12 protein-coding genes and 2 tRNA genes are annotated in these 14,882 nt (G+C 24.8%); 13 read left to right on the forward strand and 1 reads right to left on the reverse strand.

What is annotated here, in order from left to right; translation table 11 throughout:
* Positions 1–116 precede the first annotated feature (116 nt).
* The 5 genes from pgsA to murJ all read left to right on the forward strand — a co-directional run bounded on the left by pgsA (position 117) and on the right by murJ (position 4,456).
* The gene (pgsA, locus tag CRV12_RS00560; protein ID WP_136130708.1) at positions 117–683 is read left to right on the forward strand and encodes a CDP-diacylglycerol--glycerol-3-phosphate 3-phosphatidyltransferase; all 567 of its coding nucleotides are present in this window, start codon (positions 117–119) and stop codon (positions 681–683) included.
* A gap of 151 nt (positions 684–834) precedes the next feature.
* A tRNA-Cys gene (locus CRV12_RS00565) sits at positions 835–908 on the forward strand.
* 20 nt (positions 909–928) lie between these two features.
* Positions 929–1,013, forward strand: a tRNA-Leu gene (locus CRV12_RS00570).
* A 356-nt stretch (positions 1,014–1,369) separates the two neighbouring features.
* The gene (gene trhO, locus CRV12_RS00575; protein WP_136130709.1) at positions 1,370–2,335 is read left to right on the forward strand and encodes an oxygen-dependent tRNA uridine(34) hydroxylase TrhO; all 966 of its coding nucleotides are present in this window, start codon (positions 1,370–1,372) and stop codon (positions 2,333–2,335) included.
* 564 nt (positions 2,336–2,899) lie between these two features.
* Positions 2,900–4,456 (forward strand): murein biosynthesis integral membrane protein MurJ, encoded by a 1,557-nt coding sequence (gene murJ, locus CRV12_RS00580; protein ID WP_136130710.1) that lies wholly within the window; start codon positions 2,900–2,902, stop codon positions 4,454–4,456.
* A 100-nt stretch (positions 4,457–4,556) separates the two neighbouring features.
* Here murJ and rne read toward each other — a convergent pair whose 3' ends face one another.
* A complete protein-coding gene (rne, locus tag CRV12_RS00585; protein ID WP_136130914.1) occupies positions 4,557–7,214 on the reverse strand; it encodes a ribonuclease E in 2,658 nt (885 codons plus the stop codon).
* Positions 7,215–7,728: 514 nt separating this feature from the next.
* On the opposite strand from rne, the gene rluC reads away from it, so the two are divergent.
* The 8 genes from rluC (at position 7,729) to CRV12_RS00625 (ending at position 14,858) form a co-directional block, all read left to right on the forward strand.
* The gene (gene rluC / locus CRV12_RS00590) at positions 7,729–8,676 is read left to right on the forward strand and encodes a 23S rRNA pseudouridine(955/2504/2580) synthase RluC (protein ID WP_136130711.1); all 948 of its coding nucleotides are present in this window, start codon (positions 7,729–7,731) and stop codon (positions 8,674–8,676) included.
* A gap of 313 nt (positions 8,677–8,989) precedes the next feature.
* Positions 8,990–9,160, forward strand: a complete 171-nt coding sequence (gene rpmF / locus CRV12_RS00595) for a 50S ribosomal protein L32 (protein ID WP_136130712.1) — start codon at positions 8,990–8,992, stop codon at positions 9,158–9,160.
* A gap of 763 nt (positions 9,161–9,923) precedes the next feature.
* Complete coding sequence (fabD, locus tag CRV12_RS00600) at positions 9,924–10,859, forward strand: ACP S-malonyltransferase (protein ID WP_136130713.1); 936 nt, start codon at positions 9,924–9,926, stop codon at positions 10,857–10,859.
* Between the two features lie 10 nt (positions 10,860–10,869).
* Entirely contained in the window at positions 10,870–11,604 is a 735-nt protein-coding gene (fabG, locus tag CRV12_RS00605; RefSeq protein WP_136130714.1) for a 3-oxoacyl-ACP reductase FabG, read from the forward strand.
* 137 nt (positions 11,605–11,741) lie between these two features.
* Positions 11,742–11,978, forward strand: a complete 237-nt coding sequence (acpP, locus tag CRV12_RS00610; protein WP_136130715.1) for an acyl carrier protein — start codon at positions 11,742–11,744, stop codon at positions 11,976–11,978.
* A 440-nt stretch (positions 11,979–12,418) separates the two neighbouring features.
* Complete coding sequence (tmk, locus tag CRV12_RS00615) at positions 12,419–13,054, forward strand: dTMP kinase (RefSeq protein ID WP_136130915.1); 636 nt, start codon at positions 12,419–12,421, stop codon at positions 13,052–13,054.
* A 1-nt stretch (position 13,055) separates the two neighbouring features.
* Complete coding sequence (locus CRV12_RS00620) at positions 13,056–14,042, forward strand: DNA polymerase III subunit delta' C-terminal domain-containing protein (protein WP_136130716.1); 987 nt, start codon at positions 13,056–13,058, stop codon at positions 14,040–14,042.
* Positions 14,043–14,069: 27 nt separating this feature from the next.
* The gene (locus CRV12_RS00625) at positions 14,070–14,858 is read left to right on the forward strand and encodes a YchF/TatD family DNA exonuclease (RefSeq protein WP_136130717.1); all 789 of its coding nucleotides are present in this window, start codon (positions 14,070–14,072) and stop codon (positions 14,856–14,858) included.
* Positions 14,859–14,882 lie beyond the last annotated feature (24 nt).

Genomic DNA, 14,882 nt, shown 5'->3' on the forward strand with positions numbered 1-14,882 from the left:
TGTTGTTATCATTATTTTTATGAATTGAAATTGAAATGTTTTTCCTTGGATTTGAATAATTGTTCATACTGAATAATTTAAAATAAACAATTCTGCTAATAATTAATCTATAGATAATGCAATTAAACATACCTAATATTTTAACACTATCTCGATTTTTCCTTATACCATTTTTTGTAATGTTTTTTTACATACCGATTAATAATTCAACATTTATAAGCACATTGATTTTTATCATTGCTGCACTTACTGATTTATTTGATGGCTTTCTTGCACGTCGTTGGAAGCAAACTACGAATTTTGGTAGTGTTTTAGATCCAATAATAGATAAAATAATGGTTACAATTGCTTTAATTTTAGTATCTGAACATTTTCATATTTGTTGGATCACTATACCAACAATGATAATAATTTCGAGAGAAATTATTGTTTCTGCATTACGTCAATGGATTTATTCAGTTAATAACCTAAATCGTAATAATAACCTAAATTGTAATATAGTATCAAAAATAAGCAAAATAAAAACTACTTTACAAATGCTTTCATTAATTGCTCTTTTATGGCATCCAAATATATTTATAATAAAAATTGGTCTAATATTAATATATATGGCATTAATTTTTACATTATGGTCTATGTTTTTATATATTAAAATATTTCAACATATTTTATCTATAAAATGAAAATTTATGCAAATGTAGGAATGTCGTTCATATTATTTAATAATAAGTCTATTGACTAGTTGTATTAAAGTAGTATTATATATCGGATGTATTTACTACAATGTTTTGCATCATTGTTAAAAGACAATATGTACAAAATTATTAAACACAAGGCGCGTTAGCAAAATGGTTATGCAGCGGATTGCAAATCCGCCTATCTCGGTTCAATTCCGAGACGCGCCTCCAATGTATAGTATCATTATTTGGCCCAGGTGGTGAAATTGGTATACACAAGGGACTTAAAATCCCTCGGCTTCGGCTATGCGGGTTCAAGTCCCGCCCTGGGCACCATGTCATTATAAATTAAATATTTAAACATTGAAAACCTGAAAAAATTACCTTTAAATCTAGTATTATAATATTAAATATCGAATATTCCAGTATATCTATTTTTTGAATAAAATGTATAATTATTTGCTAAAAATATGCCGGTTTTTATTTGTTCATATGAATTTATATTTGTCTTGTAAAAAATAAGAAATTGTGATTTAGAAAATATTGATAATAAAAAATTTATAAATATACTCAATAATTATAAAATATTTTTAATTTGTTTTTTTAATTTAAGTTTATAGAAATAAATATATTTAAAATTAGGTAAGTTTTACTAGCAGGTATTATTTTCATTAAAAAATAGGATAAATGTTATGACAGTATTGCATAATCTCATTTCAAATAAGAAACTAAAGGTTCGTGTATTTTCTGAAAATGAGTTACGTATAACTGTTTCTTTTTATAAATATTTCAGTATAAAATATCCAAAATCTTTCCGAGACAAATTATATTATTATCTTAACAAGCTAAAAGTATTAGGTCGTATTTATGTTTCTTATGAAGGTATTAACGCGCAAATCAGTGTACCTAATCATTTATACGTAGAAATGAAAGACTTCATATACCATTTAGACGATCGTTTAAATAATTTACATATGAATATTTCATTAGACAATAAAAATGTGTCATTTTGGGTTCTGCGTGTTAAAGTACGTGATCGTATTTTAGCGGATGGATTAAAAGAAAATATTTTAAATATTAGTACAATAGGAATTTACATAGAAGCAAAAGAAGTTAACGATATGTTAGATGATCCTGAAACTATATTTGTTGATATGCGAAATCATTATGAATATGAAATTGGACATTTTGAAAAAGCAATAGAAATACCTTCCAATACATTTAGAGATCAATTAATTAAAATAATTGATTTACTAAAACATAAAGAAAATAAAAAAATTGTTCTTTATTGTACTGGAGGAATTAGATGTGAAAAAGCCAGTGCATGGATGATTTATAATGGATTTAAAAAAGTTTATCAAATACGAGGAGGTATTATTGAATATGTTCATTGTGCACGCAAACAAGGTTTACCAGTTAGATTTAAAGGTAAAAATTTCGTTTTTGATGAGCGTATGAGTGAAATAGTTTCTGAAGAAATTTTATCATTTTGTCATCAGTGTGGAAAATCTTGTGACACTCACGTAAATTGTGCATATGATAAGTGTCATATATTATTTATACAGTGTAAAATTTGTTTAAATAAATTTAATAAATGTTGTAGTTTATTTTGTAAAAATATGTTAATAAATGATTATCATGAAATAATTGAGTATTAGTAAAATAAAATTTCTTTATATTATTACCATATAGTATTCTTAATGAAAAAATTAACTAAACTAATTTATATATTAAAAAATATATATTAAGAGGCTTAAAAGTTATAACTAAAAATATTTCTTAAAAAAAGAAATTTATAACTGCAGAAGAAATGAACACATTTAAAAGCATTATTTATTAATAATTTACTCTATTATTTTTTTCTAAAAATTTTGCACTTGATAGTATTACTGCTTTATCTATATAAGCAATCTGTTGATAAAAGATATCAATATTAATATCAGTTTTTTTCCATTTAATTAACAAATTCATTTCTAGATTTTGTCGTTAAGTTAATCATAAATAGTCTATAAGAAGAAATCAGAACTCCTTAATGTTATTTCTATAATAAAATTATAATGCTAATCTATTACAGATATTAATAGTTAAATTTATATAATTGTTAATTAAGTATATAAATATATTCAATATAGATTTTTTTCAAAAAAATTAATTTTTTTGAAGTATGTTTATTTTGCAATATCTTATAAATTTATAATATTTCGAGGATTTATCTTTTAATTATGAACTTATTAAAATCCGTAACCACAGTTAGTGTTATAACCCTATTTTCTCGAGTACTGGGTTTCATAAGAGATGTTATTATTGCACAATTTTTCGGCGCTGGAATGTATACAGATGCTTTTTTTATGGCTTTTAAATTGCCTAATCTTTTAAGACGTATTTTTGCTGAAGGTGCTTTTTCTCAAGCTTTTATTCCTGTTTTTATAGAATATAAAAACAGGAAAATTAAAGAAAATAAAAATAGTCATGATGCCATATGTTTATTTATATCTTGTATATTTGGTATGCTAATATTATCATTGATAATTGTTACTATTATGGGAATGACAATATCAACTCAACTAGCTGTAATTATAGCGCCTGGTTTTACTAAAAATGAACATTTATTTACGGTTTTTGTTTATTTGCTAAAAGTGATGTTTCCTTATATTATATTAATTTCATTAACTTCTTTAATTAGTGTTATATTAAACAGTTATGATTGTTTTATATTACCTGCATTTGCTCCAATTTTATTTAATATCAGTATAATAATTTTTATTATGCTTTATAAATCGTATTTTAATCCATCAATAATATCATTAGGGTGGGGTGTAATATGCGGAGGTATAGTACAACTCATTTTTCAATTACCTTACTTAAAAAAAATTAATTTACTGGTGATGCCTCGTATTATTTTTAATAATCCTTATTCTTTATCAGTAATACGCAGAATGGGACCTGCAATTATTGGTATGTCTGTGAGTCAGATTTCTTCTATTATAAACAATATGTTTTCTTCATTTCTAGCTTTTGGATCTTTATCATGGCTATATTACGCTAATAGACTAGTAGAACTTCCTATAGGAGTATTAGGTGTTGCATTAAGTACAATTATTCTGCCTGCATTATCAAAAAGTTTAGCTAATGGTAACTATGATGAATATTTACGTTTAATGAATTGGGGTTTAAAAATTTGCTTGCTATTATCGTTACCTAGTACTGCAGGGTTAATTTTATTGTCTAAACCAATAATTATTTCTTTGTTTCAATATGGTAAATTTAATTATATTGATACCAGTATGACACAGTACGCATTAATTACATATTCAATTGGTTTAATTGCTTTAATGACTATTAAAGTTCTTGTTCTTGGATTTTATTCTAATAATGATATGAAAACCCCTGTTAAAATTGCAATTATTACTTTAATTGTAACACAATTAATTAATTTTATTTTATTTAATTCGCTAGGACATATTTGTTTAGCTTTTTCAATTAGTATAGCAGCAATTTTAAATGCATCTTTACTGTACTATAACTTACTCAAAAAAAATATCTTTAAATTACAAGATGGGTGGGGTAAATTTTTATTGCATATTTTTATAGCAACATTAGTAATGACATTAGTTTTATTAATTATATTAAATTATATTAATACATGGGATCATGGATTGATGCCTGAACGTATATTAAGGTTATTAATTACTTGTATGGTAGCAATAACTGTATATTTCTCGGTATTAAGATGTTTTGGTTTTAGATTAAAAGATTTTTATTATCAATCTAATACATAAATGATAATATTTATTAAAACTTTATTTTAATAAATCATGAATATAATGATATTTAAACACAAATCAATAAACAGATTTGTGTTTAAATGTTCTTTTTAATTTATTGTGGTTTAGTTACTGGTACTGTAACTTTTTGAGTTGCACTATGACCTCCTGCTGAACCTTTTCCATTAAAATTAAACGGAGTACGAATCCAGTTACTACAGCGTATTGGATCTGGTTTCCAAACTGGTATTGGTACTTTAGTCATCGGTGCTGAAGCAAAATATTTCCAACGTTTTCTATTTTTTGAAATTTCCTTTGTACATATATTTAATTTAGAAGATAATTTCATATTTTCTTTTGGTTTTTCTATTATTAATGATTTTGAAGAAAATTTACTTATTGAAAGTAAATTTTTATTTTGAATATTCAAATAACTATTATTAATTGAAATATTTTCATTTTTTTCAATATTTATATTCCTTAAAGAATCAATATTATTATCTGTTTTTAAGACCAATGCCATAGAACAAGATCTTTTAAATTTACTGTTTATTTCTTTCTCTAATTTATTTTTCATTAATTTTTCTTTTATTTGATTATCAATATCCTTAGAATAATAATAAATAAATGAACGATTTGAATAGTAATGATCAATAAAAATATGTCTATATTGATCATTAAAATGTATTGGACTTATAAGTTGATCAAGTTTTTCATTATTTTTTTGCTTATTACGTATTAGTATTTGTAATTGATTATCTAATTGTACATTTAATATTATATTTTTAATTTTAGGGATATTATTAATATCTTTATTATGATTATTTTTTTCAAAAAGATATTTTTTATCATTAATTATTTCATTATATCTAATCTTATTTCTGTTTTGTTTATTGATATAATTGTTTTTTACTTCAGTAGTTCTTCTTCTTTTTAACTTTTTATCAGTGATATTATGTTTATTAACATAAACATTGTTTCTGCAATAACTATCCTTATGGTAATTATCTTTTTTAAAGATAGGATCATTTTTTGAATTAATCAAAGATGTATCTTCATTAACAAATAATTTTTTTAAGTTATTTAATAAACGACCAAAAAAATTGTTATTTATATTTAATTCTGTTATATTGATTAGAGATTTAATTTTCGATTTAATTGTAGATTGATTCAGCATTATTTCACTAGATGAGATAGAAAAACTTTTTTTATAGCAATGTGTTGTATTTTTATCTTTGTTTGATTTAAAGACTGTTGTTTCATGTAGCTTAGGTAAGTGATAACTAGGTATTTTAGTTTCTTCACCTTTTCTAACACGTAGAACAGAATAATGTGGACTTTCTAATCTAATACTAGGAACTATAGATGCGCGTACTCCGTTTTGACGTTTTTCAATAGCATTTACAGCATCTCGTTTTTCATTGAGTAAATATGATGCTACTTGTACAGGAACTATAGCATGTACTTCCTTTGTATTGTATTTTACGGCTTCTTCTTCGATAAGTCTTAATATAGAAAGTGAAAGTGATTCATTATCACGTATAATACCAGTGCCGTTACAACGAGGACAAACATGATGGCTTGATTCACCTAATGAAGGGCTCAGTCTTTGTCTAGACATTTCTAATAAACCAAAACAAGAAATATTACTAATCTGTATATTTGCTCTATCTTGTGCAACTGCTTCTCGTAATTTACCTGTAATTGTTTGCTGATTACTTGATGAACTCATGTCGATAAAATCGATAACAATCAATCCACCTAAGTCACGTAATCGAAGTTGTCTAGCAATTTCCTGAACTGCTTCAAGATTGGTATTTAAAGCAGTTGATTCAATATCCTTACCTCGAGTAGAACGTGCAGAATTAATATCAATTGCAGTTAAAGCTTCAGTAGTATCAATAATAATAGAACCTCCTGAAGGTAAACATACTTCACGTTGAAAAGCTGATTCTATTTGGGATTCAATTTGAAAATGGCTAAATAATGGAATATCATTATTATATAATCTGATTTTATTAATAAAATCTAATCTTCCAATTTCAGCAATATGTTTACGTGCTAGTTCTAGGATTTTTGGATTGTCAATTAAAATTTCTTTGATATCCTGACGTAAATAATCACGAAGAGCACGTACGATAATATTACTTTCTTGATATATTAAAAAAGGAGCTGAATGATTATGTGATATATTTTTAATTGATTCCCAATGTTTAAGACGTGCACTTAGATCCCATTGCAATAGCTCAGCTGATTTACCCAAACCAGCTGTTCGTATAATGATGCTCATACCTTTAGGAATTGATAATGATGATAATATCTCTTTTAATTCAGTACGATCATAACCTTCGATACGCTTGGAAATACCAGCACTACGAGGATTGTTGGGCATTAAAACTAAATAACATCCAGCCAATGAAATAAAAGTTGTTAAAGCTGCTCCTTTATTACCACGTTCTTCTTTTACAACTTGCACTATTAGTTCTTGACCTTCGTAAAGTAAATTTTTGTTGCTATTACTATTAGTATAATGTTCTGGAAAATACTCTCTAGAAATATCTTTAATTGGCAGAAAACCATGACGTTTCGTACCGTAATCAACAAATACAGCTCCAAGACTAGGTTCTATACGAGTAATTTTCCCTTTATAAATATTAGCTTTTTTTTGTTCATATCTGGAATTTTCAATATCCAGATCATAAAGATGTTGACCATCAACTAAAGCAATACGTAACTCTTCCTCTTGAGTTGCATTAATTAACATTCTTTTCATCTTGGATTGCTCGTTATTTTGTAATTAATTATATCTTTTAACATAGTTACATTTAGTAAGTACTTAATGATAACTCCTATTTTTTAAAAGATTTACGATTCGTATTTAGAATTGATTAAAATTTGCATTAAAATAATATAATTACTCATTTGTTAATTTTAAATTTATTTAATAACAATTAAAAAACACTAAATTTTAGTAGATATATTTTAAGTAATTTACATATCTCTAATATAATCGAATACAAGATCTTTTATCTCAGTCTTATATTGTGCTATATCTGTATTAAACAATAAGTATATTTCTAATTTTTGAGATTTTATTAAAACTAATTCTATTTATTTTAAAAATATCAATATATTGTATAATAATTAAAATATTTTTTGTTAAGTTAAGAAAATAAATTAAAAATATAAACAAAAAGATAATATATAATGTGTTTATGTCTAATAAAAGTGAATTATATTAATATACTTTAAAAGTATTAATATGTTTAATTGAAAAAATTGTTAAAATGAAAAATAAGTTTTGTGATGTACAAAATATTACTATAAATAATAAAAATTTAAATCAAAGGATCGATAATTTTTTATCTTTAAAACTGAAAAAAGTACCAAAAAGTTTTATATATAGAATATTAAGAAAAGGTGAAGTGAGAGTAAATAAAAAACGTATTAAACCTTTTTATAAATTAACGATAGGTGATGTGGTACGTATTCCACCTTCATATTTCTTTAAAGAAAACAAAAAAATATCCTTAATAAAAAAAAATAGAATAGATTTCTTAAATAAAATTATTTTATATGAAGATGATTTTATAATAGCTTTAAACAAGCCTTCAGGTATAGCTGTTCATGGTGGAAGCGGAATAAATTTCGGCGTAATTGAAGCTTTAAGAGCATTACGTCCTAATTTTTCATTTTTAGAATTAGTACATAGACTAGATAAAGATACATCTGGAGTATTATTAATTGCAAAAAAACGTTCTACACTAAGATCATTACATGATCAATTACGCAATAAACATGTAAAAAAAGATTATTTAACACTAGTTTATGGTATTTGGCCTTCAAATTTAAATATAATTAAAGTTCCACTAGTAAAAAAAATTTCTAAATATGGTAAATTTATGGTATGTGCTGATACAAATGGAAAAATTTCTGAAACACATTTTCAAGTAAAGGAATATTTTAAATATAGCACATTAATGAAAGTTAACCCTATTACAGGACATACACATCAAATTCGAGTTCACGCATTACATGCTGGACACCCTATTTTATATGATAAACGTTATGGAAATGATTTATCTGATGATAATTTTATGATAACTGAACTAAATAGATTATTCCTTCATGCATGTTCTATTACTTTTATTCATCCACAAACTAAAAAAAGTATGTGTATAAAAGCACCTCTTGATGAATTATTACAGCGGTGTTTATTTAATTTACGTAATTAATAAAAACTTAAGTATCTTTAAAAAAAAATAACAGATAATATTCTTAACTTAAGAATATTTTTATATTACTATAAATAGAGTTATAATATGACATATTAATTAAAAAAATAACCATTTTTAATATTTATTTATTATGAAAAAATATTTTTCAAATATTTGGCAATTTATTAGAATACTTAGTTTAAGCATTAACATTTTTTAGTTGATTTAATTTCGTTATTTTAAATAATTTAAATTATAAATATAAAAAATAGATATATAATATGTTTATTAAAATATTAAAATTACAATAATCTTGGGAGTATTGATAAACATGGCAGTTCAAAAAAATAAACCTACCCGTTCCAAAAGAGGTATGCGTCGTTCACATGATTTCCTTAAAACTAAACTTCTATCTTTAGATAAAACATCGGGTGAAACCCATCTGAGACATCATATTACTGTAGATGGCTATTACCGTGGTTCTAAATTTATTTTTAAATAAATTTTTAATAATACATAAATACAAAATAGATTAAATATAAATTTCTATTCTCGGTAGAAATAGGAATGCTGTTACAGTTAAATTACTTTATTAAAAATAATATGTTCTTATAAGATCATTGAAAATTTAGATATATGCATTTAAATTTATAAAAAATACATCAGACAGGAATAAAATTTTTTATCAAATTATTACAAGACATTAAGATATATCGATAAAATTTCATTAACTATTATAAAATATTGGTTCAGTTATCCATTTCTGACATCTTCATTTTATGATTTAATTAACAATTAAAAGACGATAGCTACTCATATTTTGTTGATACGTTTATCAAGTTCATAAATTTATGAAAATTAAGTATGCTTTAATTGTCAATATTGATATATTATCTATTATTACATTTGATTAATTTGTAATTATATTTTTATGTACTATTAATGTTATTGATATTATTATAATGAAACAAAAGTAAAACTGATATCATATTAATACATTTAAATTATCATATAAATCATGCAATATTTTTTATCTTTTGGTTCATTATATATGCATATTAAATATTTATTACTAATATTTAGAGTAAGAAATAAAATAGTATAGACGAATAAATTGATTTAAAGTTAGTGAAATATTATCATATTAATTAATAATATATAATGAAAGTTCTGGAAAAATTGTTCTATATAAAATTTTTTACTATTAAGATACTTTCATATTATGAATTTTACTAGGTTTTTAAATGAATTTATAAGAGTGCATAATGACTGAATTAGCATTTGTATTTCCTGGTCAAGGATCACAACATATTGGTATGTTAAAAGATATTATAAAGAAATATTCCATAGCTAAAGAAACATTTCAAGAAGCATCATATATTTTGGGATACGACTTATTAAAACTAATTAATCAAGGACCAATTGAAGATTTAAATGATACTTGCAAAACACAACCAGCTATTTTAGCGGCTTCTATTGCAATATATCGTATATGGCAACAAAAAGGTGGGTCACTACCAAAATTAATGGCAGGACACAGTTTAGGTGAATATTCTGCATTAGTCTGTGCAGATGTAATAAAATTTACTGACACCGTTAAATTAGTTGAATTTCGTGGAAAACTAATGCAACAGTTGGTTCAGAAAAGAAAAGGTGCAATGAAAGCTATCATAGGTTTAGATGCAATAACAATTCAAAGAATATGTAAAGAAAACAGAAAAAATCAAATTGTATCTATAGCTAATTTTAATTCACCAGATCAATTTGTTATTGCAGGTGATAAAAAAGCTGTTGATCGTACTAGTATTGCATGTAAATTAGCTGGTGCAAAACAAATTATACCATTAATAATTACTATTCCTGCACATTGTTTATTGATGAAATCAGCAGCAAGTAAGTTAGCAATTAAATTAAAAAAAATTAAATTTAAAATACCCTCTATACCAGTAATCAATAACGTTGATGTACAGATAGAATATGATGAGAACGCTATTCGCAATGCTTTAATTCGACAAATGTATAGTCCAGTTCGTTGGATTGAAATCATTAAATTAATAGCTAAAAAAGGTATTACAAAAATATTAGAAATAGGACCTAGTAGAGTTTTGAGCAATTTAAGTAAACGTATTGCAGACAATTTAACCTATGTAGCCATCAATAATATCGATTCGTTGTTGATAGCTTTAGAAAAAAATAAATGATAGGAATATCATGTTTTTTAAAAATAAAGTTGCATTAATTACTGGAGCAAGTCGTGGTATTGGTCTTGCAATAGCAAAAACATTATCATTACATCAAGTTAATATTATTGGAACTTCAACAAACGAACAAGGAGTTTCAGTTATTAACTCTTACTTAAGGAATAGGGGCAAAGGTTTAATATTAAATGTTAATGATCCTGAGTCCATATACAACGTTTTAGAAAAAGTTAATTCTGAATTTGGTGCCATTGATATTTTAATTAATAATGCAGGTATAACTCGCGATAATCTCTTAATAAAAATGAACGATAATGATTGGGAAGATGTAATTAACATAAATCTTAATTCTGTATTTAAACTTTCTAAAGCAGTTATACCTTCAATGTTAAAAAAACGCATGGGACGAATTATCACTATTAGTTCTATAGTTGGAATTTGTGGAAATATTGGCCAAACAAATTATGCAGCAGCAAAAGCAGGGTTAATAGGATTTAGTAAATCATTAGCAATTGAAATTGCTTCACGTGGAATTACAGTTAATATAGTATCACCTGGATTTATTGAAACAGATATGACGCAAGCATTAAATAAAGCTCAACATTCTAGCATTCTAGCAAAGATACCTATGAAACGTTTAGGTCAATCTCAAGAAGTAGCTAATGTTGTTGTATTTTTAGCTTCTAAAGAAGCATCATATATAACTGGTGAAATAATTAATGTCAATGGTGGTATGTACGTAATTTAATTTTTAAATACATATGCATTTTTTACTATATAAAACCACGAAATGGCAATTTAATTAGATTGTGTTGCATCTTTTTCAATATTTTATAAACTATGAAAATCATCGCATATGCGAGTTTTGACAGGAAATCAAATAGTATGAGTGATATCGAACAACGAGTTAAGAAAATCATCGGTGAACAACTAGGTGTAAAAGAAAATGAAGTCACTAATTCTGCATCTTTTGTAGATGACCTAGGTGCTGATTCTCTTGATACCGTTGAGCTGGTAATGGCTTTAGAAGAAGAATTTGATACTGAAATTCCAGATGAAGAGGCTGAAAAAATCACTACCGTTCAGGCAGCGATAGATTATATTAATGACCATAAAAATTAAATAAGATAATTAACATATCCAGATAGCTAAAATAGCTATCTGGATTTTTTTAAAAATTAAATTTTATTTTACGTCATATGAATATTTACCAATTTATATATAAATTTAAAGTATCATTACTCAGTTATTTTGTTGACATTTGTTGAATATAAACAAATAATTACTATAAAATTCATGTACTTGATAAAAAATAATTATATTTATTATTTAAGGAGAAAAAATATAAATTATTTGTAGTTAATATAATTTATCAATATTGATAAATTATAATTTTTGCTTAAGTTATAACTTAAGCAAAATAATTATTCAATATTAACTAATTTTTGTTTTTTTTATAATTATAATAACTTAATAAGTGTTTATAGAATTAGTATTTATATTAAGGATACTTAAAAATGTTTTATTTTAACAAAAATTATTAATTATAGAAAATATAAATGATGAAAAATAAGTTTATTGTCGTTGAAGGATTAGAAAATGCTGGAAAAACTACTGCATGTAATATTATTATAGACATTTTAAATAAATATGGTATTAAACGTGAAAAAATTTTACTTACTAGAGAACCTGGCGGTACCCCAATAGCAGAGAGTCTACGTACTATAATAACTAATCAAAAACAACAGGAACATATAACAAAAATAACAGAACTTTTGGTAATATATGCTGCACGTGCACAGTTATTAGATAATGTTATTAAACCTGCTTTAAAATGTGGTAAATGGGTAATTAGTGATCGCCACAATCTTTCATCGCATGCTTATCAAGGTGGTGGTAGGCAATTAAACTCTGATTTAATTGATGAACTAAGTTACATAGTGTTAGGTGATTTTTATCCAGATATAACATTTTATTTAGATATAACACCTGACATATGTTTGCAAAGATTAAAAATACAAGGTAATTTAGATCGAATCGAACAAGAATCTTTGGATTTTTTCGAACGTACTCGTAATTTTTACTTAAAAAAAATACAACAGAATGATAATATTATATTTATTGATGCAACTCAATCTTTAGATAGAGTTGTGCAAAATTTAAAAAAATATTTATTAAACTGGCTAAAAAATCAATAAAATGAAATATTATCCTTGGCTTCACCAAACTTACTTAAACAAAATAAATCAATATAATAATGGTTTCTTTCATCCAGTAACCTTAATTCAAGGTAATCAAGGTATTGGAAAAGATATTCTTATTTGGAATTTGGGTTGTTGGCTGTTGTGTTATAAACCTGATAATTTAAAACATTGTGATAATTGTAATAGTTGTTACTTAATGAAATTAAATATTCACCCAGATTATTATGTAATTGAAGAAAAACAAAAAGATAAAACTATAGGCGTAGATATAATTAGAAATCTAATATCTAATATATATAAATGTGTACAACAAGGTAAAAAAAGAATTATATTTATACGTAATATTGATAAATTAACTCAATCTGCGAGTAATGCTTTGTTAAAAATAATTGAAGAACCACCAATTGGTAGTTGGTTTTTTTTTAGTACACACAACATTTCAAAAGTTACATTAACAATACGTAGTCGTTGCACAATATTACATTTACTTCCTCCAAGTGAAGAAAATGGCTTACTTTGGTTAAAATCAAAATCTTCTCAAAGTAAAAATATTATTTTATCCGCATTACGCTTAAGTACAGGAATACCTCCCACAGCACTAAATCTCATTGAAAATCATTTACCACTTAGGAAAAGACTCTATGATACTTTATTGATTTCTCTTAAATATCAAATTTTAAATTTATTACCTATTTTGCATGAAAATGAAAATATGTGTATTACTTGGTTGATATCTTTAATATTGGATGCTATGAAGTTACAAAATAACATTACTAATAAATTAACAAACATAGATCGTAAAGATGTTGTACTGTTATTATCTCGTGCTTTTTCTTTCAGTTCTTTAATTATTAGTATACATGATTGTATTAACTGTAGAAATAGACTAATGAATGTAATAATAGTTAATCGAGAATTGTTATTGACTGATTTTTTATTAAATTGGGTTAAAATAAGTAAATTTCATTCAATAGATGTTTAGTTAATTTTAAAATTAAGAGAAAAAACCATGTTTATTGTTGATTCACACTGTCATCTTAACTTATTAAATTATAGAAAAAACCATCATGATATTGATGATGTTATAGCAAAAGCAGTAGCGCGTGATGTAAAATTTATATTAACTGTAGCAACTGATTTATCAGATTTTGTTAATTTAAAAAAATTTATTAGTAATCGTAGAAATATTGCACTATCATGCGGAGTACATCCACTTAATAAACCAGAGTCTTATAATATAGAAGATCTTTACTCTCTTGCTGCAGATGCTCAAGTAGTCGCATTAGGTGAAACTGGATTAGATTATCATTATAATAAAGATAATAAAATAAACCAACAAATTTCCTTTAGAAATCATATTATTGCAGGAATTGCTTTAAAAAAACCAATCATTGTTCATATGAGAAATGCTTTCAAAGATACTTTGAATATTTTAAAAGAAGAAAAAAGTGAATCTTGTAGCGGTGTATTGCATTGTTTTAGTGAAAATCAAAGTGCAGCACGTAAGTTATTAGATATGGGATTTTATATTTCTTTTTCTGGTATAATTACTTTCAATAAAATAAAAGATTTTGATAGAGTTATAAATTATGTTCCACTTGATAGAATTTTACTAGAAACCGATTCCCCATATCTTACACCAGTACCATATCGTGGTCAAGAAAATCAGCCAGCATATACTAGAGATATTGCTCAATATATTGCTATAATAAAAAATATAGATATAGAAATCCTATCAGAAATAACTACTAATAACTTTTCAAAACTATTTCGCATACCCAAGCTGAACTTAATTTAAAAAATTCATCAATCCTCTTTAGTT

The sequence above is a fragment of the Candidatus Pantoea edessiphila genome (assembly GCF_002933315.1).
Classification (GTDB): domain Bacteria; phylum Pseudomonadota; class Gammaproteobacteria; order Enterobacterales; family Enterobacteriaceae; genus Pantoea_C.

Coding starts and splice junctions, on each gene's coding strand:
- pgsA (WP_136130708.1), top strand. CDS start 117: ATGCAATTAAACATACCTAATATTTTAACACTATCTCGATTTTTCCTT.
- trhO (WP_136130709.1), top strand. CDS start 1,370: ATGACAGTATTGCATAATCTCATTTCAAATAAGAAACTAAAGGTTCGT.
- murJ (WP_136130710.1), top strand. CDS start 2,900: ATGAACTTATTAAAATCCGTAACCACAGTTAGTGTTATAACCCTATTT.
- rne (WP_136130914.1), bottom strand. CDS start 7,214: ATGAAAAGAATGTTAATTAATGCAACTCAAGAGGAAGAGTTACGTATT.
- rluC (WP_136130711.1), top strand. CDS start 7,729: ATGAAAAATAAGTTTTGTGATGTACAAAATATTACTATAAATAATAAA.
- rpmF (WP_136130712.1), top strand. CDS start 8,990: ATGGCAGTTCAAAAAAATAAACCTACCCGTTCCAAAAGAGGTATGCGT.
- fabD (WP_136130713.1), top strand. CDS start 9,924: ATGACTGAATTAGCATTTGTATTTCCTGGTCAAGGATCACAACATATT.
- fabG (WP_136130714.1), top strand. CDS start 10,870: ATGTTTTTTAAAAATAAAGTTGCATTAATTACTGGAGCAAGTCGTGGT.
- acpP (WP_136130715.1), top strand. CDS start 11,742: ATGAGTGATATCGAACAACGAGTTAAGAAAATCATCGGTGAACAACTA.
- tmk (WP_136130915.1), top strand. CDS start 12,419: ATGAAAAATAAGTTTATTGTCGTTGAAGGATTAGAAAATGCTGGAAAA.
- CRV12_RS00620 (WP_136130716.1), top strand. CDS start 13,056: ATGAAATATTATCCTTGGCTTCACCAAACTTACTTAAACAAAATAAAT.
- CRV12_RS00625 (WP_136130717.1), top strand. CDS start 14,070: ATGTTTATTGTTGATTCACACTGTCATCTTAACTTATTAAATTATAGA.